Here is a 19,626-nt window from a genome sequence, read left to right as displayed (position 1 = left end):
CGTCCTCGGGGTGGGGCCAGGCATACCCGGCCGCACTGCCCCTGCCTACCCTGGCCTCATGGAACCGGTGATCGACCAGGCATTCGCGGCAGCCCTCTACTCCGAGGGCGACGACGGTCTCGACACCGGAGCCTCCCTCCTGGCCGCCGATCCGACGGCCGACACGGAACTGTTCCGGCGCGGCGAGGAGTTCGTCCGCCGTGCCTGGGGGCGCGGCTGGCAGCCCGCCGATGTCGTACGCGTCGTCCGCCGTGAACTCGACGAGACCGCGGTCGGTCTCGCCGCCGGGCTGATCGCATCGGAGACCGGACGGTATGAGCAGCTGCCGCCCCGCTGGCGGTCCCAGCTCGACGGGCTCCCCGCCGCGCCGCCCCGGAACCGGCCCGACCGGTTCTCCTACGTCTCCGCGCTCCTCGGCCTGTACCGGCTGCTGCTCGGGCTCCCCGCCATCGAACCGGTCGGTCCGCCGCCCGGCACTTCCCCGCACGGGCTCCACCTGCCGCCCGCGCACGACGAACCCCGGATGCTGACCCGGATCCGTGCCCTGCTCGCCAAGGCGGAGGCGACCGGCTTCCCCGAGGAGGCGGAGGCCCTCACCACCAAGGCGCAGGAGCTGATGGCCCGGCACTCCATCGACGAGGCCCTGCTCGCCGCCCGTAGCCACAGCAAGGAGGCGCCGGGAGCGTGCCGGATCGGGGTCGATGCCCCGTACGAGACGGCGAAGGCGATCCTGCTCGACGCGGTCGCCTCCGCGAACCGTTGCCGTGCGGTGTGGAACAGTGACCTCGGCTTCTCCACGGCGGTCGGCTTCGAGCCGGACCTGGAGGCCGTGGAGCTGCTGTACACCTCCCTGCTGGTCCAGGGCACGGTGGCGATGACGAAGGCGGAGGCGGGCCAGCGGGCCGGCGGACGCAAGCGGACCAAGACGTTCCGGCAGTCCTTCCTGATGGCGTACGCCCAGCGCCTGGGCAGCCGGCTCGCCGCCGACACCGCCCGCGTCACAGCGGCCGCCGAAGCCGAGACCCAAGCCGAAGCCGCAGGGGTGGCAGCACCCCATCTGCTCCCGGTCCTCGCCGCCCGCGACATGGCCGTCACGGACACCGCCGGGCGGATGTTCCCCGAGACCACGACCACGCGTGTCCGGGGTGCCACGGACCTCGACGGATGGACCCATGGAACGGCTGCCGCGGACCGGGCGAGGATGAGCGGGACCGGGCCGGAGATCCACGGCAGGCGCAGGAACCGGTAGAAACCTCGGATGCCTTCTGAATCAGGAGCCGGTAGAAACCTCAGATGCCTCCTGAATTAGGGCAACTCGGGCTTATCGGTGATTCCGGCTAGGCTCTGGACATGAGCTGGCTGCGGGCGCTGAAGCAGACCGCCCGCTCGGGGCTGACGATCGAGCGGCGGCGTCTCGAACCGCTCATCGCGATCCGCGGTGCGGCCGGTCTCGCCCTCGTCATCGGGGTCGGCCTCGCGCTCTTCGGGCCGGTGGTCGCCGCGAGCTCCGCGTTCGGCGCGTTCCAGGCGGCCATAGCCACGTTCCAGCGCAGCTGGCGCCCCCGGCCCGTCCTCGCCCTGGTCTCCGGGGCGAGCCTCGCCGTATCGACATTCCTCGGCTATCTCGCCGGCCCCCGAATGCCTCTGTTCGTGGCCCTGCTGGTGCTCTGGACGTTCCTCGCGGGCCTGGCCTGGGCGGCGGGACCGACGGGCGGCCTCATCGCGTCGTCCAACGTGGCGATCATGCTGGTGACGGTCACCCTGCCCACCTCCGTCACGAACTCGGCCGTGCATGTCGTGATGATCCTGTTCGGCGGTGTGGTGCAGGCGGCGCTGATCGTCCTGTTCCCGGTACGGAGATGGGGCGCCCAGCGCGATGCCCTCGCCGACGCCCTGACCGCCGAGGCCGACTACGCCCGCCGGCTGCGCCAGGACCCGCTCGCCGCCTTCGATCCGGTACCGCTGATGACGGCCCGCAGCGCGGCCGCGGTCACCCCGCGGCAGGCCCGCCACCGGCCGCCCGAGCTGCGTGGCTCCCGCGGCGTCGCCGAACGGATCAGACCGGTGCTCGCCTCGCTCGCTGACCCGGCGATGGGCGTCCCGTCCGAGGGTCCGGAACGGGACCGGGTCCGCGAGCTCCTCGCCGCCGCCGGATCCGTGCTCGACTCGGCGGCCCGGGCGATCCGGGGCGGCGACCCGGTGAAGCTCTCTCCGTCCGCCGTCGCCGCGCTGAAGACCCCCGACACCGGCACTCTTCTCACCGGCCCGTCCCGCCGCGCCGCCGCCCGGCTCGGCGCGCTGCTCTCCGATGTCATCGAGACGGCCGAGGGCGAGGGGACGAAGGAGGAACAGGCGGAGGCCGAGGAGGCCGCCGAGACCATCAGGGCCACCGGGGACGGGACACCCGGCGCTCCGCACCGCCGCCGCCCCACCCTCCTGCGGCTGGTCCCCGTCGTCGGGAGGGCGGTGCGCGCCGAACTGCGCCCCGGTTCACCGATCCTGCGGCACGCCGTGAGGGTCTCCGTCGTCGTCGCCGTCGGCTATCTCATCGGTGCCGCGCTGCCGTTCGGCCACGGCTACTGGGCGCCCATGGCGGCCGTCATGGTGATGCGGCCGGAGTTCTCCCAGACGTACGGGCGTTCCGTGGCCCGCTTCGGCGGCACGATCGTCGGCGTCTCGCTCGCCACCGCGATCGGCCGGACCACCGACCCCGGTGTGACCGGGTCCGCGATGCTCGCCGTGCTCTGCGCCCTGCTGATGTATCTGCTGATGCGCACCGGGTACGTGGTCGGCCAGGCGTGCGTCTCCGCGTACGTCGTCTTCCTGCTCGGCATGGCGGGCGACAACTGGTCGCAGACCGTACACGAACGGGTCGTCCTCACCCTCGTCGGCGGCCTCCTCGCGATGATCTCGTACGCCGCCTACCCGGCGTGGGAGACCCCGAGGCTTCGCGGCAGGCTCGGCGACTGGCTGAAGGCGGACGGGCGGTACGCGGCCGTGGTCGTCGACCAGTACGCCGAACCGGCCGAGCGCGGCCAGGACGACGTCCGTTCCGCCCTGCTCGACACCCGCGAGGCCCGCGTCGCCTGGCAGGAGGCGCTTGCCACCGCCCAGCACGAACCGGTGCGCAACCGCGGCCTCTCCCGCGCCGCCGCCGATGACAGCCAGCACGCCCTCGCCCAGCTCGGCCGGGTCGCGATGCTGCTGGAGGCCCACCTCCCGTGCGGCAGCGCCACCCCCGTACCGGCCGCAGCGCGCCTGGCCGAGGCGCTGCGCCGGGCCACCGAACAGGGGGCGAAGGAGGTGCGGGAGCGGCGCGTACCGGACTGGGCGGAGGTACGTGAGGCGCTGGCCCAGTGGGACGAGCAGCAGCGGACGGGCGAGGAGGAGGCGGATCCGTTCGTACGGAACGGGGCCGGCCTCCTCCTCGAAGCCCTGGAGGAGTTCTCCCGGGGACTGGACGGGACGTCGAAGCAGAACCCTCCCTCGGATCGAGCCGATTGAGGCGACGGGGCGGCCGGCCGTCAGGGTGCCGGCAGGTCCGGCAGACCCGACGGGATCGCACCCGGTTCGGTCTTGGCCAGGGTGTCTTTCGTCCCGCCGTCCCAGGACACGACGACGGTCCTGCCGTCGTTCGACTCGATGGACCCCATGGTGCGGTCGGTGTCGCCGTCGGCGCACTTCAACGCCAGCATCACCTTCCCCGTGCCCTTCACGGTGCCCGTGCAGGCACGCTGCTCGGTGACGAGCACGGCCTTCCCGGACGCGATGGACAGAACCACGGCCTTGCCGTCGGTTTTCCCGGCCCAGCCGCCCTCCAGCGCCGCGGCGTCGCTGCCGCTGTCGCCGGGAGCCCGACTGGACTTCGCGGCGTCGGAGCTGCCGTCCGGGTCGCTCTTCCTGCCGTCGATGCTGCAGCCGGTCAGTGCTGCGGCGGTGACGAGTCCGGCGATGATTACGGCACCGGTACGTACGGCTTCGGGCATGTGGAATTCCCCCTTGTCGGCAAAAGACCGCGCCAAGCTACCAGCGCGCGCCACCGGGATGGACGGCCCAACTCGGGGTAGGCGGAGCCGAACAGGCATCCCGTACGTCTATCCCTGCGTCCAAAGCTGTAATCGCGGGAACACCCCGTGTGCACGTGCATCCGCTCATGCATCTGCTCATGCAGGGAAAATTGAACAGAGCTATGATCCGAGACTGTTGACACTTGCACCTTGCAACTCGGGGAGCGTCCTGTGCACCACGTGTACAACGGCATGGCGGCCACAGAGCTTCGCGGAGTCGTCTGGCAGAAGAGCAGACACAGCAACTCCCAGGGATCCTGTGTGGAGTTCGCGAAACTGCCCGACGGGGATGTGGCGATGCGGAATTCGCGCCACCCCGACGGGCCGGCCCTGGTCTATACGCCGGCAGAGATAGAGGCGCTGCTGCTCGGGGTGAAGGACGGGGAGTTCGACCACCTCATAGCGGGCGGCTGACCGCGTCCCGCAGGGCGGTGTCCCACCACCCGCCGGCAGCCCGCGCGGCTGCCGCGCGGGTCACACGTCGTCGGACAGCCGGAACAGCGCCCAGACCACCTTGCCGCGCGGTATCGCCGCGGCGTTCGGGCTGTCCGCTCCCGGAGCGGGAGAGGGGTGCCAGCCCCAGGAGTCGCTGAAGGACTCCACCAGGAAGAGGCCGCGGCCCGACTCCGCCGAGTCGGGAGCCTCGGAGGCTATGGGGCTCTCCTGGCTGGGGTCGCGCACGGCGCACACCAGGCGTGAGCTCCAGCGCATCAAGTGCAGCCGTACGGGAGGTTCCTGAGGCTCCGGTGCGGTGTCCGCAGGCAGGGCGTGCCGCAGAGCATTGGTCACCAGTTCGGAGACGACCAGTGCGACGTCGTCGAAGCGCTCGTCCAGTCCCCATCCGTTCAGCGTCGTCCTGGTGAACTGCCGTGCCCCGCCTACGGCTTCGTAGCGGGCGGGCAGGGTGCAGGTGGCCGATCCGGAGACGGCTGAGGGATCGATGGGGGGAAGCCCCTGCCGTAACGGCTCGAGCATCGTCGATCCATTCGTCCCCATGCGAGGCACTCCCAGGATTCGTGGCTGTATCGGTACTGCGGGGTACAGCGGCACAACACGAACGAGCACGCAGGTGCGCGAGGACCATGCTTCCGAATGCGCAGGGCAGATGCAAGGGCAGATGCACGTGCACGCGCCTGACCTGTCCGAACCCATGCCGGTTCTTGGTCATTTCTTCCTGGGTGTATTTTCGTAGCCTTCTGGGAGTCTTCTCATTTCCGTAATCGAATGAGTACGGGCTGAAGCGTTTTGATGGCAGAATCCGGCACTTGGGGTTCAGGGGGAGCCCCGGTGTCCAGGAAGCGATGGGGAGGACCGGACCAGTGGCGGCAGGCGAGTCGAGTGGATCTGTGGTGCGGCGCATCCTGCTGGGCTCGCAGCTCAGGCGGCTGCGCGACTCGCGTGGGATCACCCGCGAGGCGGCCGGCTACTCCATCCGGGCTTCCGAATCGAAGATCAGCCGCATGGAGTTGGGACGGGTGAGCTTCAAGGCCAGGGATGTCGAGGACCTGCTCACGCTCTACGGCGTCACGGACGAAGCGGAGCGCGACGCCCTGCTCGGCCTGGCCCGCGAGGCCAATGTGGCGGGCTGGTGGCACAGTTACGGAGATGTATTGCCCGGGTGGTTCCAGACGTACATCGGTCTGGAGGGGGCGGCGTCGCTCATCCGGGTGTACGAAGTCCAGTTCGTCCACGGCCTGTTGCAGACCGAGTCCTACGCGCACGCGGTCGTCACCCGGGGCATGGGTGACGCCCCGGCCGTCGAGATCGACCGCCGGGTTGCGTTGCGGCTGGAGCGTCAGAAGGCCCTCGTCTCCGAACGCGCACCCCGTTTCCACGCCGTGCTGGACGAGGCGGCGCTGCGCCGGCCGTACGGCGACCGTGAAGTGATGCGCGGACAATTGCGGCATCTGATCGAAATGTCGGAACAGCCCAACATCACTCTTCAAGTGATGCCCTTCAGTTTTGGCGGGCATGCGGGGGAGGGCGGTTCTTTTACGATGCTCCGATTCCCGGAATCCGATCTGTCGGACATTGTCTATTTGGAGCAGCTGACAAGTGCGCTCTATCTGGACAAGGCCGAAGAAGTCGCTCAGTACGAAAAGGCCATGGTGCGGCTGCACGAGGACAGCCCCGGCCCCGAGGAGAGCCGCGATCTGCTCCGTGGTCTACTCCAACTCATCTGATTCATCAGTACGATGGCGGTTCGACGGGAGTCTGCACCTGAGTTAAGGGATCGCATGTCCTTCTTCTACGAGCTGGCCGACCAGTACATCGACGGTGAGTGGCGGACCGGCAGCGGCTCGTGGGACGTCATCGATTTCAATCCCTACAACGGGGAGAAACTCGCCGCGATCACCATCGCGACCGCGCAGGAGGTCGACCTGGCCTACCGCGCCGCCGAGCGCGCCCAGCGGTCCTGGTCCACCACCGGCCCGTACGAGCGCCGCAGCGTCCTGGAACGCGCCCTGCGCATCACCGAGGAGCTGCACGACGACATCGTCGAGGCGATCGTCGACGAGCTGGGCGGCACCCGTCTCAAGGCGGAGTACGAGGTGCGCGTCGCCCAGGAGTTCCTGCGCGACGCGAGCCGGCAGGCGCTGCGCCCCCGGGGCCGCATCCTGCCCTCCCCGGTGGACGGCAAGGAGAACCGTCTCTTCCGGCAGCCCGTCGGCGTCATAGGGGTGATCAGCCCCTTCAACTTCCCCTTCCTGGTGACGATGAAATCCGTCGCACCGGCCCTCGCGCTCGGCAACGCGGTCGTCATCAAGCCCAACCAGAATGCCCCGGTCGTCGGCGGCGGGCTGATCGCCAAGATCTTCGAGGAAGCCGGACTGCCTGCCGGACTCCTCAACATCCTGATCACCGATGTCGCCGAGATAGGGGACGCGTTCATCGAGCACCCCGTGCCCAAGGTGATCTCCTTCGCGGGCACGGACCGGGTCGGCCGCCACGTCGGCGCGATCGCGGCCGGACACTTCAAACGGACGATCCTCGAACTCAGCGGCAACAGCGCCCTGGTGGTGCTGGAAGACGCCGATATCGACTACGCGGTCGACGCGGCCGTCTTCAGCCGCTTCGTGTACCAGGGGCAGGTCTGCATGGCCGCCAACCGCATCCTGGTGGACCGACGGGTCGAGCGGGAGTTCGCCGAGAAATTCACCGCCAGGGTGGCCGCGCTGCGGACCGGCGACCCGCGCGACCCGGAGACCCAGATCGGCCCGGTCATCAACACCTTCCAGGCCGACGCCCTGACCGCCCTGGTCGACCAGGCACTCGCCGAGGGGGCCACCGCGCTCGTACGGGGCCGGACCCGCGGCAACCTCGTCGAACCGACCGTGCTCACCGGGCTCCCCGAGGACTCCCCGCTGTTGTCCCAGGAGATATTCGGGCCGGTGGCGCTGCTGGTGACGTTCGACGGCGAGGACGATGCCGTACGGATCGCCAACGACACCCCGTACGGACTCAGCGGCGCTGTGCACAGCCGCAGCACCGAACGCGGTGTGCGGTTCGCGCAGCGCGTCGTCAGCGGGATGTTCCACGTCAACGACTCCACCGTCCAGGACGATCCGCTGGTGGCCTTCGGGGGCGAGAAGTCCTCCGGGACCGGCCGGCTGAACGGCGAGGCGACCGTGGACGCCTTCACCACCCAGAAGTGGATGTCCATTCAGCACGGCCGGACTGCATTCCCCTTCTGACACCGATGAGTTGAGGACAGGAGCTGACCGCAAGAGTCCGTAGCTTGGCCGGTGTCAGGAAGAAACCGACACGGTTCCCCAAGGCGGACATCATGGTCACTCACGTTCCCGCAGAAGCCTCCGGCGACGAGCGCGGCGCCCTCCTCTCCTTCGTCGAGGCGCAGCGCGGCGCGATCCGGCGCTCGCTCATCGGGCTGACCGAGGAGCAGGCGGCGAGCCGGCCCAGCGCCAGTGAACTCTCCCTCTCCGGGCTGCTCAAGCACGTCGCCGAGACCGAGCTGAACTGGCTGCGCCTCGCCCAGCAGCGCCCCAACGAGAAGGCCCGCACCCAGGAGACCTGGGCGGACAGCTTCCGTCTCGTCGGGGACGAGACCGTCCCGCAGATGCTGGAGTTCTGGGCGAAGGTCGCGGCGGAGACCGAGGAGTTCATCCACTCGGTGGAGAGCATGAACGACACGTTCCCGCTGCCCGAGGCGCCCTGGTTCCCGAAGGACGGGAACTGCTCGATGCGCTGGCTGCTGGTCCATCTCGTCGAGGAGACCGCCCGGCACGCCGGGCACGCCGACATCATCCGGGAGTCCCTGGACGGCCGAACGGCGTTCGAGCTGGTCGCCGAGGCGGGGGGATACTCTAATCAAAGTTGAATAGAAAGGGTGCGTGACATGTCCGCGATTCGGCTGCTGGTCCTCTGCGCCGTGCGTCAGCACGGCCGGGCGCACGGCTATCAGGTCCGCAACGACCTGGAGTACTGGGGCGCTCACGAGTGGTCCAACGCCAAGCCCGGGTCGGTTTACCACGCACTGAAGCAGATGGCGAAGCAGGGGCTGCTGGTCGCGCATGAGACCGCTCCGAGTGCGGCGGGCGGCCCGCCCCGTACCGAGTACGAGATCACCGAACGGGGCAACGAGGAGTACCTCACTCTGCTGCGCGCGGCGCTGACCTCGTACGACCAGAAGCTGGACGTGCTGTCGGCGGGCCTCGGTGGCATCGTCGACCTGGAGCGGTCCGAGGCGGTCGCGCTGCTCAAGGAGCGAGTGGCCGGCCTCGCGGCCTGGCGGGCCTCGGTCACCGAGTACTACACGCCGGAGGCCGGGCTCGAGTCGATCGGTCACATCGGCGAAATCATGAACATGTGGGTCAACTCGGCGGATGCCGGGGCCGAGTGGACGCGCGGGCTGATCGCCCGCATCGAGGGCGGGGCGTACACCTTCGCGGGGGAGGGTGAACCCTTCGTCGGCGTGCTCGCCGAGGGGCAGGAGAACCCGTACGCGACGGGTGTCCATGATCCCGGCGACGACGAGTAATCAAGTTTGACGAATGGGATCGGTGCGGTTATCTTCGACCCGCTAGTCAAGTTTGACTACGGGAGGGTGTGGCGATTTTGACCGACGCGATCGTTGTCGAAGGTGTGCGCAAGCGATACGGGGAGAAGCTCGCCCTGGACGGCCTGGACCTCACGGTCCGCCGCTCCGCCGTCCATGCCGTGCTCGGCCCCAACGGCGCGGGCAAGACCACGGCCGTACGCATCCTGTCGACGCTGCTGCGGCACGACGAGGGGCGGGTCGAGGTGGCGGGGTTCGATGTACGGGACCGGGCCGGCGAGGTCCGGCGCCGCATCGGGCTGCTCGGACAGTACGCGGCGGTCGACGAGGAGCTCGGCGGCCGGCAGAACCTGGAGATGTTCGGCCGTCTGTACCACCTGGGCGTACGCAGAGCGGGTGCGCGGGCGGACGAACTGCTGGCCCGCTTCGGGCTCGCGGACACCGGCCGGGGGCCGGTCAAGGAGTACAGCGGCGGCATGCGGCGACGGCTCGATCTCGCCGCCTCGCTGATCACCGACCCGGAGGTGCTCTTCCTGGACGAGCCGACCACCGGACTCGACCCGCGCGGCCGGGCCGAGGTGTGGTCGGCGGTGCGCTCACTGGTGGGCGGCGGCACGACCGTACTGCTGACCACGCAGTATCTGGAGGAGGCCGATCAGCTGGCGGACCGGATCTCGGTGATCGACGCCGGACGGGTGGCCGCCGAGGGGACGGCCGACGAGCTGAAGGCGATGGTGGCCGGGGACCGCATCGATGTCGTGGTCCGGGACGGTTCGCAACTGGCGGCCGCTGCCCTGCTGTTGGGTGACGGCGCGGTCGTCGACGCGGACCGGCGGCTGATCGGGGCGCCGGCACCGGACCGGATGGCGACCCTGACCCGGACCGTGAGGGCGCTGGAGGAGGCGGGCATCGAGGCGGAGGACATCGCGGTGCGGCGCCCGACACTGGACGAGGTCTTCCTCTCGTTGACCGACCGGAGGCCGGAGCACGCGGAGGTGACGGCATGAGCGCGATGAGCTGGGCGGTGTCCGATTCCTGGACGATGACGCGACGTGAACTGGCGCACTGGGCGCGGCAGCCGGTGCGGATCGTCGTCGGCCTGGTCTTTCCCGTGATGCTGCTGCTGATGTTCAACTACCTGGTCGGCGGCGGGCAGGGCGTCGACGGCGACAACACCGAGTTCCTGGTGCCCGGCATGCTCGCGCTCACCATGGCCTTCGGCCTGGAGTCGACCATGCTCGCGGTCACCCAGGACCTCAACAAGGGCGTCATCGACCGGTTCCGCGCCATGCCGATGGTCTCCGGTTCGGTGCTGGTCGGCCGCAGCGTCGCGGACATGCTCCAGTCGGCCGCCGCGCTCGCCGTGATGACCGGCGTCGGATACGCGGTCGGCTGGCGCTGGCACCACGGGCCGGCCGCGGCGCTGGGGGCGCTGGGGCTGCTTCTGCTGCTGCGCTTCGCGATGCTGTGGATCGGCATCCAGCTGGCGCTGGTGGCCGGGAAGCCGGAGCTGGTGCAGGCGGTGCAGATCCTGGTCTGGCCGGTCGGTTTCCTCTCCAACGTCTTCGCCACCCCCGGGTCGATGCCGGGCCCGCTGGGCGCGGTCGTCGAATGGAATCCGATGTCGGCCACGGCCACGGCGGTACGCGGCCTGTTCGGCAACCCGGGCGGGCCCGGCGGCACCTGGGCGTCCGGCCACGCCGAACTGCTGGCAGTGGCCTGGCCGTTGGCGCTGGTCGCGGTTTTCTTCCCGCTGGCGGTGCGAAGGTTCGCCCGGATCGATCGCTAGGGCCGCTGCCCGGCTCTCAGTGGTGGAAGGATGTCGCCGCCTGCTTGTCGCGGCTCAACGGGTGTGGCTGGCGGCGCAGGTCGGGCAGGATCAGCCCGAGGTCCTCAAGCAGCAGTTCGGCGAGGTCCGACGAGAAGCCGTTGCGGCACACCACCCGGAGCACCGACAGGTCCTGCCGGTTGGCGGGGAAGGTGTACGCGGGCACCAGCCAGCCGTGCTCGCGCAGCCGCCTCGAGACGTCGAAGACGTCGTACGCCCGCACATCCGGCGCGGTCGTCAGCGCGAAGACGGGCAGCTGGTCGCCGCGGGTGAGGAGCCGGAAGTCCCCGAGCTCCTCGATCCGCTTCGCGAGCCCGCAGGCGACATCCCGGGACGCCTGCTGAACGGCCCGGTAGCCCTCCCGGCCCAGCCGCAGGAAGGTGTAGTACTGCGCCACCACCTGTGCGCCGGGCCGGGAGAAGTTCAGTGCGAAGGTCGGCATGTCGCCGCCCAGGTAGTTGACCCGGAAGACCAGCTCCTCGGGCAGCTGTGCGGGCGAGCGCCACAGTGCCCAGCCGACGCCCGGGTAGACCAGGCCGTACTTGTGCCCGGAGGTGTTGATGGAGGAGACCCGGGGCAGCCGGAAGTCCCACACCAGGTCCTCGTCCACGAACGGCGCCACCATCGCGCCGGACGCCCCGTCCACATGGACGGGGACGTCGAGACCGGTGCGCTCCTGAAGGGCGTCCAGGGCCGCGCAGAGCTCCGCGACCGGCTCGTACGAACCGTCAAAGGTGGAACCGAGGATGCCGACGACGCCGATGGTGTTCTCGTCGCAGAGGTCGGCCGCGGCCTGCGGGTCGAGGTGGAAGCGCTCGCCCTCCATCGGGACCAGGCGCGGTTCGACTTCCCAGAAGTTGCAGAACTTGTCCCAGCAGACCTGCACATTGATGCCCATGACCAGGTTCGGCCGGGCGGCCGCCGGGTAGCGGTCGGCGTTCCTGGCCGCCCAACGGCGTTTCAGCGCCAGGCCGGCGAGCATGCAGGCCTCGCTGGAGCCCGTGGTCGAACAGCCCACGACGGCCGAAGGGTCGGGGGCGTTCCAGAGATCGGCGAGCATCGCCACACAGCGCCGCTCCAGCTCGGCGGTGCGCGGGTACTCGTCCTTGTCGATCATGTTCTTGTCGCGGCACTCGCCCATCAGTATCCCGGCCTGGGGCTCCATCCAGGTGGTGACGAAGGTGGCGAGGTTGAGCCGCGAATTGCCGTCGAGCATCAGCTCGTCATGGACCAGGCCGTACGCGGTCGAGGGCGGCATCGGCCCGTCGGGCAGCCGGTGCCGGGGCGGTGCCGACTCCATCCCGGCGGTCGGGTCGGCCTCCCCGAAGAACGGGTTGAGGGCCAGCCTGCGGCGCTCCTCGGACGGCTCCGTGCCCTTGGGTGAACCTTTGTGGAGAGGCATCGGCGGACAGCCCTTCTCGGCTCTCGGCGGTCATCGTGACCCGCGACGGTCCTGTCGGTGTGCGGTGGTTCAGTTCTCGGCGGCGAGGCCGTCCTTGATGGCCCGGGTGAACTTCACGACCCGTTCGGCCTGGACCCGGGCGGCGGTCAGGGTCTGCACACCGACCGGGATGTCGCCCTGCCCCGCGACATGCGAAGTGCCGTACGGATTGCCGTCGACGAACTTCGACGGGTCCGTGTAGCCGGGGGCGACCAGGATGCCGCCGAAGTGGTGGATCGTGTTGTAGAGCGCGAGCAGCGTGGACTCCTGGCCGCCGTGCGCGGTACTGGTGGAGGTGAAGCCGCTGTAGACCTTGTCGGCGAGACGGCCCGCCTGCCAGAGGCTGCCGAGGGTGTCGATGAACTGCTTGAGCTGGGCGGCGACATTGCCGAACCGGGTCGGCGTACCGAAGATCACTGCGTCCGCCCAGAGCATGTCGTCCTTCGACGCCTCGGCGATGTCCGCGGTCGCTTTCACGTTGGCGGCCCAGGCCGGATTGGAGTCGATGGCCGCCCGCGGGGCGAGCTCGCCGGCCTTGCGCAGCCGTACCTCCGCACCGGCCTTCTCGGTGTCCTGCGCGATGGCCTTGGCCATCGCGGCGACGGTGCCGGTCGAGGAGTAGTAGATGACGGCGACGTTGACGGACGTGGGCATTGCGGAATCCTCCGACAGGGCCTTACGGGACGTATCCATGCGAATCAATACGGATGTGACGATACGGAAAGCAGGGGCATCCGGCGCGTCGAGCGGTGGGGATCAGGGGTCGGGCAAGGGGGGTCGGGTCCGCGCTCACCTCAGCGGCGTACCGTCCTCGCCCAGCTGCATCTGCGGCCGCCCGGTCACCAGCAGCCAGGCCGGCAGCGAGGCGATGCACAGCATCGGGAGCAGGGCAGTGTCACCGACCAGCACCACCGCGGTGAACAGACTCAGCCAGCCCTGCCGGGTGACGGCCAGCAGCACCCCCAGCACCGCACAGGCCACCGCGAGCGCCATCGGCACCGACGTGACCAGGGCATGGGCGCACAGCCCCAGCGCGACACCCACGAAGACGGCGGGGAAGATCCGCCCGCCCCGGAAGCCGCAGCCCGCCGCGACCAGCAGCAGATCCTGTTCTACCGGGAGATCGGCTTCCCGCTCGACGAGATCGCGGTACTGCTCGACGACCCGGACGCGGACCCGCAGGAGCATCTGCGCCGCCGGCACCGGCTGCTGTCCGACCGGATCGCCGAACTGCGAAAGATGGCCGCCGCCGTCGAAACAGCCATGGAGGCACGGAAGATGGGCATCAACCTCACGCCCGAGGAGAAGTTCGAGGTCTTCGGGGGCAAGGACCCCGAAGAGCACGCGGAGGAGGCCGAACGCCGCTGGGGCGGCACTGCCACGTACGCCGAGTCGCAGCGCCGGGTCGCCCGGTACACCAAGGACGACTGGAAGCGGATGCAGGCGGAGGTCGCCCACTGGGGCGCCGCCTGCAACGCGCTGATGGAGGCCGGTGAACCGGCCACCGGGGAACGGGCGATGGACCTCGCCGAGGCCCACCGGCTCCACATCACCAAGTGGTTCTACGAGTGCACCGCCGAGATCCACCGGGGACTCGGCGAGATGTATGTGTCCGACCCGCAGTTCCGCGCGTACTACGAGTCGATGCGGCCGGGCCTGGCCGAGCACCTGCGGGACGCGATCGACGCCAACGCGGAGCGCCTCGTGCAACCGGCACGGGGGTGAGGGCCCTCACCCCCGTGCCCGCGCCGCTCAGCTCCTGCTGATCACGGCGGCCGTTCCGTACGCACAGACCTCCGTGCCCACGTCGGCCGCCTCGGTCACATCGAAGCGCATCATCAGCACCGCGTTGGCACCCCGGGCCTTCGCCTGCTCGACGAGCCGTTCCATCGCCTGGTTACGGGTCTCGACGAGGGTCTTGGTCAGCCCCTTCAGCTCGCCGCCGATCATGGACTTCAGCCCGGCGCCGATCTGGCTGCCGAGGTGGCGGGAACGGACCGTCAGGCCGAACACCTCACCGATCACCTGGGTCACCTGATAGCCCGGTACGTCGTTCGTGGTGACGACCAGGACATCGGACTGGGCCGGCTGTCCGCCGCCGTATTCTTCAATGCCCATCGTGTGGCACCTCCTGGAGAAAGCTTTTTCCCCGGTTCGCCGGGGTGTGCATCCTCGCACGGGCCACTGGAACCCGGGGATGTCATCCTGCGTTGATAGCTTTGGGCGGCCACACAGCCGCCATCGATCGATCCAGGAGCCCGGACCCTTGAATACGCTTGCGCTCGGACCGAGCTGGCTGGACCCGGACTATCTGATCAACACCTTCGGACTTCCCGGCGTCCTCCTCATCGTGTTCGCCGAGTCCGGACTGCTGATCGGCTTCTTCCTTCCCGGCGATTCCCTGCTGTTCACCACGGGTCTGCTGGTGACCACGGGCCAGCTGAAGTCTCCGCTCTGGCTGGTCTGCGTGCTGGTGGCGCTGGCGGCGATCATCGGCGACCAGGTGGGCTATCTCTTCGGCCGCAAGGTCGGTCCGTCGCTCTTCAAGCGCCCGGATTCCCGCCTCTTCAAGCAGGAGAACGTCGAGAAGGCCCACGAGTTCTTCGAGAAGTACGGACCGAAGTCGCTGATCCTGGCCCGCTTCGTGCCCATCGTGCGTACATTCACGCCGATCATCGCCGGTGTGAGCCGGATGAACTACCGCTCGTTCATCACGTTCAACATCATCGGCGGTGTGCTCTGGGGAGTCGGGGTCACGCTGCTCGGCGCAGCCCTCGGCAAGATCGACTTCGTCCACGAGAACATCGAGGCGATGCTCATCCTGATCGTGCTCATCTCGGTGGTGCCGATCGCGATCGAGTTCCTGCGGGCCCGTTCCAAGTCGAAGAAGGAAGCGGCGGCCGGTGGCGGCGAGGGCCATGGCCCGTCCGCCGGCGGCAGCCCGGTCTCCGGCCAGCGCGGCCGCCACGCCAAGCGCTGACCCGGAGCCGTACCGGCGGCAGCCTCAGAGCCTGTCGGGTGACCTCCGACCGGGCGGCCACGCCCTGGCACGCACGCTTCCCGCGTTGTCGTCAGTCACCGACTCCCCCATAGCTGAAGGCATGGGGGACCCCCTTCACGACTCCCTCCTCCGCCTTGGAACCGCACGCACCAGACCGCGTCCGCTATCCGATCGGAGGTCACCCGACAGGCTCTCAGAAGCCGCGCGTCCGCTTGGCCGCGCGGCGGTTCGCCCCGCCGACCGCCCCCGGCACCCGCATGAACAGCCGGGAGATCTCGCTTCCCAGATTCACCCCGATCGCGATGGCCAGCGCGGTCGCCACCGCGGTCGACAGCGAGGCGAGCCCGGTGTTCACGTTGCCCTGTGCCATGCCGAGCAGACCGAAGTACGTGGCGGAGCCGGGCAGCAGCGGGCCGATCGCCGCCGTGATGAACGGCAGCGACGAGGTGTACCGGTAGCGCGAGAGCAGCTGCCCGAACAGGCCCACCAGACCGGCCGCCGTCGCGGTCGCCGCCACCGGCGAGATGCCGCCGGTCCTGGCCATCGCCCCGTAGATCACCCAGGCCACGGCGCCGTTGAGGGTCACCGCCAGCACCGTGGACCGGTCCTGCTGGAGCAGGATCGCGAAGGCGAAACAGAGCGCCATCGATGCCAGGATCTGCACCACCGGCCGGTCGGGGGCGATGAGCCTGGCCTCGGGGTTCAGCTGGGCGCCCAGCTGAAGTCCCAGATACAGGACCAGCAGCACACCGACGACGATGCCGATGAACAAGTACATGACTTCGAGCAGACGCGCGGCGGCGGTGATGTAGTAACCGGTCAGCCCGTCCTGCACACCCGCCACCAGGGCCCGCCCCGGCAGCAGCGCGAACAGCCCACCGGTGATGACCGCGGACGGCCGTACGTCCGACCAGTGGGTGAGGGTCAGCGCCACGCCCATCGCGGCGGGCGGCATCGCGGCCACCACGAACTGGTAGAACTCCGGCAGCCCCCGCCCGGCGAAGAGCCAGGCAAGCCGGTCGCCGAGCATCGCGCCGATCGCCGCCACCAGGAACACCAGCGGACCACCGCCGACCAGCACCGATGCCGCCCCCGCAAGACCGCCGCCGGCCAGCGTCAGCACCCAGCCGGAGTACGGATGCCGGTTGCGCCGGATCTCTGCCAGGCGCCGGTAGGCCTCCTCCAGCGAGACCTCGACATCCTCGGTGGTGATGTCGTCGATGAGCCGGAAGACGGCTGCCAGCCGGGTGTAGTCGGTGCCGCGGCGGCGTACGGTACGGCTCGCCGTCACCGGGTCGTCGACCAGCGACGGCTGGTGCGAGATCGACAGCAGGGTGAAGGTGACCGTGGGCTCGCAGCGGTCCAGGCCGTAGCTGCGTGTCACCGCGAACATCGCCGCCTCGACGTCCTCGGCGCCCTCACCGCCGGCGAGCAGCAGCTCCCCGATACGCAGCGTCAGGTCGAGCACGCGCGGCACCGCGGGCCCCGCCTCGTCGGGCTTCTGCACCGGCTCGGGTGCCGGGCGCTCGGCGACCGGCATCCGCAGCATCGTGCGCATCCGGTCCTGCCAAGGGGCCTCCTTGGTCAGCCGGATCATCGGACTGCCGTGCGCCGGAGTGAACGCGGGTGGCGGATGCTGGGCGCTGTAGGTGCGCGGCGGGGCGAAGGCGGAGCCGATCGTGTCCGGGCCTGAGGCCGGACCGGAACCCGATCCGGAGCCCGAAGCGGAACCTGTCGCCGACCCCTGGGGCTCGGTTGTCAGACCGGTCGGAATGGCGAATTCCGACGTCGGGTGGTCGTCGTCGGAGGCAGACGTGGGCCTCCCTACCCCGGCCGGCGGGACGAAGGCGCTGCGCGCCTCGTCGGACTGGGGCTTCTGGTCCTCCGGACCGCCCGGTTCCGCCACCACTCGACCTCGCTCCTCATCGGCTGCGCGTCTTCGGTTGCGCCTCTGCCCAGTATGGCCACGGGCAAGGGTGCGGATGCGAGGCGGGCGGAACCGGACCGGACTGACACGCGGGCGGGCATACGAAACGGGCGGCGCCCTGTGGGATGGAGTGCCGCCCGTTTCCGGCGCGGAACCGTAAACGGAACCGCGCGATGTATCCCGGCCGGAATCCGGCCGCGACCCTTGGGTCAGTGCGCGCCGCCCTGTGCCTCAAGGCGCTTGTAGGAGGCCTCGATCTCGGCCTCGGCCTCGGCGCGGCCGACCCAGTCGGCACCCTCGACGGACTTGCCGGGCTCCAGGTCCTTGTAGACCTCGAAGAAGTGCTGGATCTCCAGGCGGTCGAACTCCGACACGTGGTGGATGTCGCGCAGGTGCTCCACCCGGGGGTCGGAGGCCGGCACGCACAGCAGCTTGTCGTCGCCGCCGGCCTCGTCCGTCATCCGGAACATGCCGATGGCGCGGCACTTGATGAGGCAGCCGGGGAAGGTCGGCTCGTCCAGGATGACCAGCGCGTCCAGCGGGTCACCGTCCTCGCCGAGGGTGTTCTCGACGAAGCCGTAGTCCGCCGGGTAGCTGGTCGAGGTGAAGAGTCGACGGTCCAGGCGGATCCGACCGGTCTCGTGGTCCACCTCGTACTTGTTCCGCGAACCCTTCGGAATCTCGATGGTGACGTCGAACTCCACGGGTGGCTCCTCCATGATCAAGACATAAGACTGGTGATTAAGTGTCCCCCACGCAGATGTGTGCTCGCGAAAGGGGCTGGTCAACGGTGGACGAGCCGGTGAAAAGACCGTCGGTCGATCCGCTCGACAAGCTGAGCAGGCTCACCCGGCAGGCCAGCGTGATCAGGTCGAAGGGGCTGAACGATCGGCAGTTCACGGCTGTCTCCGCCGGCCTCGGCCTGGCGCTCGCAGCCGGCGTCGTCCTTGCCGCCGGCCCCTGGGACTCGGGTCAGCGTAAGGCCGAGCGGGACTGGGCTGCCGCCCGGAGCCGCACAGGTGGCGTACATCACGAACCCGGCGCACCGTCCGGACCGGAGCCCGCACCCAGCGCCCCGGCCGTCCTCGCGCCCCTCTCCTCCGTCGTCGACAACGCCGCCCCGGACGCCCGAGACGCCCCGGACGGCGCAGCGGCCGCCCTCCGCGCCACCCTGGGCCCGCTGCTGAAGGCCCCCGCCCTGGGCACCGTGCGTACCGCCGTCGTCATCGACACCGCCACCGGCGAGCGGCTGTACGGCCAGGGCGCCGACACGCCCATGACACCCGCCTCCACCGTCAAGATCGCCACCGCGGTCGCCGCCCTGAGCGCGCTCGGCCCCGACCACCGCATTGCCACGACGGTCCAGGCGTCCCCCGACTCCCGCAGCATCGCCCTGGTCGGCGGCGGCGACCCCACCCTCGACAAGGCCGCCCTGCGCGCACTGGCCGCTGACACCGCCCGCACCCTGAAGGACCGGGGCGTAAAGACGGTCCGCCTCACGTACGACACCTCCCGCTATTCCGGCCCGGCCCGGCACCCGATCGGCCCCAACGAGAACATCGCGCCCGTCAGCGCCCTGATGACCGATGAGGGCAGGCTGGACAGCACCGACAGCGGACCCGCCCCACGCAGCGACGACCCGGCCGGTGACGCCGCCCGGTCCTTCGGCGAGCTGCTCGACGATGCCGGGATCGCCACCCGGTCCGGCCCTGTGCCCGGCCGGCCGGCCGCCAAGTCCCGGCCGGTCGCCGAACACCTCTCCACCCCGATCTCCGCACTGGTCGAAAGGGCCCTGACCAACAGCGACAACGACATCGCCGAGGCACTCGCCCGGCAGACCGCCCTGGCCGCGGGCGAACGGGCCGACTTCGACGGCGGCCGACGGGCCGTCACCGCACAGCTCAAGAAGCTCCACCTGCCGCTGAAGGGTGCGAACTTCGCCGACGGCAGCGGGCTGAACCGCAAGGACAAGGTCACCGCCGGACTGCTGGCCGGCCTCCTCGCCCGCGCCGCCGACCCGGACCACCCCGAACTGCGCCCCGTCCTCACCGGCCTCCCGGTGGCCGGGTTCAGCGGCACCCTCAGCGGCCGGTACACCCAGAAGTCCGCAGGCACCGGCCTGATCCGCGCCAAGACCGGCACCCTCACCGGTGTGAACACCCTCGCCGGGACGGTCGTCGACAGGCAGGGCCGGCTGCTCGCCTTCGCCTTCCTGGCATCCGGTACGACATCCCCGTCCGAGGCCCAGTCCTCCCTCGACGCCCTCGCCACCAGCCTCGCCGCCCGTACCCGATGAGCCGGTCAACACCACACCGCGGACGCACCCGAGCACGTACGGTTGACGC

Annotated in this window: 19 protein-coding genes and 1 pseudogene; 12 read left to right on the top strand and 8 right to left on the bottom strand. The window is 69.8% G+C overall.

Features of this window, described 5'->3' with window-relative positions:
- The first annotated feature begins 58 nt into the window (after positions 1-58).
- Both ACIPEK_RS23545 and ACIPEK_RS23540 read left to right on the top strand, forming a co-directional pair.
- Positions 59-1,249 (top strand): DUF2786 domain-containing protein, encoded by a 1,191-nt coding sequence (locus tag ACIPEK_RS23545; protein ID WP_401999265.1) that lies wholly within the window; start codon positions 59-61, stop codon positions 1,247-1,249.
- A gap of 101 nt (positions 1,250-1,350) precedes the next feature.
- The gene (locus ACIPEK_RS23540; protein ID WP_401999263.1) at positions 1,351-3,504 is read left to right on the top strand and encodes an FUSC family protein; all 2,154 of its coding nucleotides are present in this window, start codon (positions 1,351-1,353) and stop codon (positions 3,502-3,504) included.
- A gap of 20 nt (positions 3,505-3,524) precedes the next feature.
- On the opposite strand, the gene ACIPEK_RS23535 is transcribed toward ACIPEK_RS23540, so the two are convergent.
- The gene (locus ACIPEK_RS23535) at positions 3,525-3,986 is read right to left on the bottom strand and encodes a hypothetical protein (protein ID WP_401999261.1); all 462 of its coding nucleotides are present in this window, start codon (positions 3,984-3,986) and stop codon (positions 3,525-3,527) included.
- A gap of 252 nt (positions 3,987-4,238) precedes the next feature.
- Between ACIPEK_RS23535 and ACIPEK_RS23530 the strand changes: the two genes are divergently transcribed.
- A complete protein-coding gene (locus ACIPEK_RS23530) occupies positions 4,239-4,481 on the top strand; it encodes a DUF397 domain-containing protein (protein WP_037690973.1) in 243 nt (80 codons plus the stop codon).
- Positions 4,482-4,541: 60 nt separating this feature from the next.
- Here the strand turns inward: ACIPEK_RS23530 and ACIPEK_RS23525 are convergent, their stop codons facing one another.
- A complete protein-coding gene (locus ACIPEK_RS23525) occupies positions 4,542-5,042 on the bottom strand; it encodes an ATP-binding protein (protein WP_401999259.1) in 501 nt (166 codons plus the stop codon).
- Positions 5,043-5,368: 326 nt separating this feature from the next.
- Between ACIPEK_RS23525 and ACIPEK_RS23520 the strand changes: the two genes are divergently transcribed.
- From ACIPEK_RS23520 to ACIPEK_RS23495, 6 genes are all read left to right on the top strand, one after another.
- Positions 5,369-6,250 (top strand): helix-turn-helix domain-containing protein, encoded by an 882-nt coding sequence (locus tag ACIPEK_RS23520; RefSeq protein WP_401999499.1) that lies wholly within the window; start codon positions 5,369-5,371, stop codon positions 6,248-6,250.
- 54 nt (positions 6,251-6,304) lie between these two features.
- Positions 6,305-7,762 carry an aldehyde dehydrogenase family protein gene (locus ACIPEK_RS23515; protein WP_401999256.1) on the top strand — a complete coding sequence of 486 codons (1,458 nt, stop codon included), beginning with the start codon at positions 6,305-6,307 and terminating at the stop codon, positions 7,760-7,762.
- 92 nt (positions 7,763-7,854) lie between these two features.
- On the top strand, positions 7,855-8,406 hold the full coding sequence (locus ACIPEK_RS23510; RefSeq protein ID WP_401999253.1) for a DinB family protein: 552 nt from the start codon (positions 7,855-7,857) through the stop codon (positions 8,404-8,406).
- A gap of 18 nt (positions 8,407-8,424) precedes the next feature.
- Positions 8,425-9,066 (top strand): PadR family transcriptional regulator, encoded by a 642-nt coding sequence (locus ACIPEK_RS23505; protein WP_401999250.1) that lies wholly within the window; start codon positions 8,425-8,427, stop codon positions 9,064-9,066.
- A gap of 77 nt (positions 9,067-9,143) precedes the next feature.
- Entirely contained in the window at positions 9,144-10,091 is a 948-nt protein-coding gene (locus ACIPEK_RS23500; RefSeq protein ID WP_401999496.1) for an ATP-binding cassette domain-containing protein, read from the top strand.
- On the top strand, positions 10,088-10,873 hold the full coding sequence (locus ACIPEK_RS23495) for an ABC transporter permease (protein WP_383067302.1): 786 nt from the start codon (positions 10,088-10,090) through the stop codon (positions 10,871-10,873). Before ACIPEK_RS23500 ends, ACIPEK_RS23495 begins: the two co-directional genes overlap by 4 nt.
- 16 nt (positions 10,874-10,889) lie before the next feature.
- Here the strand turns inward: ACIPEK_RS23495 and ACIPEK_RS23490 are convergent, their stop codons facing one another.
- From ACIPEK_RS23490 to ACIPEK_RS23480, 3 genes and pseudogenes are all read right to left on the bottom strand, one after another.
- Positions 10,890-12,314: a glutamate decarboxylase gene (locus tag ACIPEK_RS23490; RefSeq protein ID WP_401999246.1), complete on the bottom strand. Its 1,425-nt coding sequence runs from the start codon at positions 12,312-12,314 to the stop codon at positions 10,890-10,892.
- A gap of 69 nt (positions 12,315-12,383) precedes the next feature.
- On the bottom strand, positions 12,384-13,007 hold the full coding sequence (gene wrbA / locus ACIPEK_RS23485; RefSeq protein ID WP_401999243.1) for an NAD(P)H:quinone oxidoreductase: 624 nt from the start codon (positions 13,005-13,007) through the stop codon (positions 12,384-12,386).
- A 135-nt stretch (positions 13,008-13,142) separates the two neighbouring features.
- Positions 13,143-13,460 (bottom strand): annotated as a pseudogene (locus ACIPEK_RS23480) (ion channel protein); the annotation flags it as partial.
- On the opposite strand from ACIPEK_RS23480, the gene ACIPEK_RS23475 reads away from it, so the two are divergent.
- On the top strand, positions 13,368-14,078 hold the full coding sequence (locus tag ACIPEK_RS23475; protein WP_401999240.1) for a TipAS antibiotic-recognition domain-containing protein: 711 nt from the start codon (positions 13,368-13,370) through the stop codon (positions 14,076-14,078). The pseudogene ACIPEK_RS23480 and the gene ACIPEK_RS23475 sit on opposite strands and share 93 nt — an antisense overlap.
- Before the next feature lie 27 nt (positions 14,079-14,105).
- Here ACIPEK_RS23475 and ACIPEK_RS23470 read toward each other — a convergent pair whose 3' ends face one another.
- Positions 14,106-14,471, bottom strand: coding sequence for a YbjQ family protein (locus tag ACIPEK_RS23470; protein ID WP_327274483.1), 366 nt, complete (start codon positions 14,469-14,471; stop codon positions 14,106-14,108).
- Positions 14,472-14,619: 148 nt separating this feature from the next.
- Between ACIPEK_RS23470 and ACIPEK_RS23465 the strand changes: the two genes are divergently transcribed.
- The gene (locus ACIPEK_RS23465; RefSeq protein ID WP_383067312.1) at positions 14,620-15,333 is read left to right on the top strand and encodes a DedA family protein; all 714 of its coding nucleotides are present in this window, start codon (positions 14,620-14,622) and stop codon (positions 15,331-15,333) included.
- A 214-nt stretch (positions 15,334-15,547) separates the two neighbouring features.
- Here ACIPEK_RS23465 and ACIPEK_RS23460 read toward each other — a convergent pair whose 3' ends face one another.
- Both ACIPEK_RS23460 and ACIPEK_RS23455 read right to left on the bottom strand, forming a co-directional pair.
- Positions 15,548-17,263, bottom strand: a complete 1,716-nt coding sequence (locus ACIPEK_RS23460; RefSeq protein WP_383067314.1) for a threonine/serine exporter ThrE family protein — start codon at positions 17,261-17,263, stop codon at positions 15,548-15,550.
- Between the two features lie 227 nt (positions 17,264-17,490).
- Positions 17,491-17,985, bottom strand: a complete 495-nt coding sequence (locus ACIPEK_RS23455; RefSeq protein WP_003968257.1) for an inorganic diphosphatase — start codon at positions 17,983-17,985, stop codon at positions 17,491-17,493.
- A gap of 86 nt (positions 17,986-18,071) precedes the next feature.
- Between ACIPEK_RS23455 and dacB the strand changes: the two genes are divergently transcribed.
- Complete coding sequence (dacB, locus tag ACIPEK_RS23450) at positions 18,072-19,577, top strand: D-alanyl-D-alanine carboxypeptidase/D-alanyl-D-alanine-endopeptidase (RefSeq protein WP_401999235.1); 1,506 nt, start codon at positions 18,072-18,074, stop codon at positions 19,575-19,577.
- Positions 19,578-19,626 lie beyond the last annotated feature (49 nt).

Origin of the sequence: Streptomyces sp. NPDC088246 (genome assembly GCF_044741025.1) — a bacterium.
Lineage (GTDB): Bacteria > Actinomycetota > Actinomycetes > Streptomycetales > Streptomycetaceae > Streptomyces.
This window is presented reverse-complemented; position numbering and strand designations above follow the sequence as displayed.

Excerpts from the sequence above, each read along its gene's own strand:
- ACIPEK_RS23545 (WP_401999265.1), top strand. The coding sequence starts at position 59 with ATGGAACCGGTGATCGACCAGGCATTCGCGGCAGCCCTCTACTCCGAG.
- ACIPEK_RS23540 (WP_401999263.1), top strand. The coding sequence starts at position 1,351 with ATGAGCTGGCTGCGGGCGCTGAAGCAGACCGCCCGCTCGGGGCTGACG.
- ACIPEK_RS23535 (WP_401999261.1), bottom strand. The coding sequence starts at position 3,986 with ATGCCCGAAGCCGTACGTACCGGTGCCGTAATCATCGCCGGACTCGTC.
- ACIPEK_RS23525 (WP_401999259.1), bottom strand. The coding sequence starts at position 5,042 with ATGCTCGAGCCGTTACGGCAGGGGCTTCCCCCCATCGATCCCTCAGCC.
- ACIPEK_RS23520 (WP_401999499.1), top strand. The coding sequence starts at position 5,369 with ATGGGGAGGACCGGACCAGTGGCGGCAGGCGAGTCGAGTGGATCTGTG.
- ACIPEK_RS23515 (WP_401999256.1), top strand. The coding sequence starts at position 6,305 with ATGTCCTTCTTCTACGAGCTGGCCGACCAGTACATCGACGGTGAGTGG.
- ACIPEK_RS23510 (WP_401999253.1), top strand. The coding sequence starts at position 7,855 with ATGGTCACTCACGTTCCCGCAGAAGCCTCCGGCGACGAGCGCGGCGCC.
- ACIPEK_RS23505 (WP_401999250.1), top strand. The coding sequence starts at position 8,425 with ATGTCCGCGATTCGGCTGCTGGTCCTCTGCGCCGTGCGTCAGCACGGC.
- ACIPEK_RS23495 (WP_383067302.1), top strand. The coding sequence starts at position 10,088 with ATGAGCGCGATGAGCTGGGCGGTGTCCGATTCCTGGACGATGACGCGA.
- ACIPEK_RS23490 (WP_401999246.1), bottom strand. The coding sequence starts at position 12,314 with ATGCCTCTCCACAAAGGTTCACCCAAGGGCACGGAGCCGTCCGAGGAG.
- wrbA (WP_401999243.1), bottom strand. The coding sequence starts at position 13,007 with ATGCCCACGTCCGTCAACGTCGCCGTCATCTACTACTCCTCGACCGGC.
- ACIPEK_RS23475 (WP_401999240.1), top strand. The coding sequence starts at position 13,368 with ATGGGCGCACAGCCCCAGCGCGACACCCACGAAGACGGCGGGGAAGAT.
- ACIPEK_RS23470 (WP_327274483.1), bottom strand. The coding sequence starts at position 14,471 with ATGGGCATTGAAGAATACGGCGGCGGACAGCCGGCCCAGTCCGATGTC.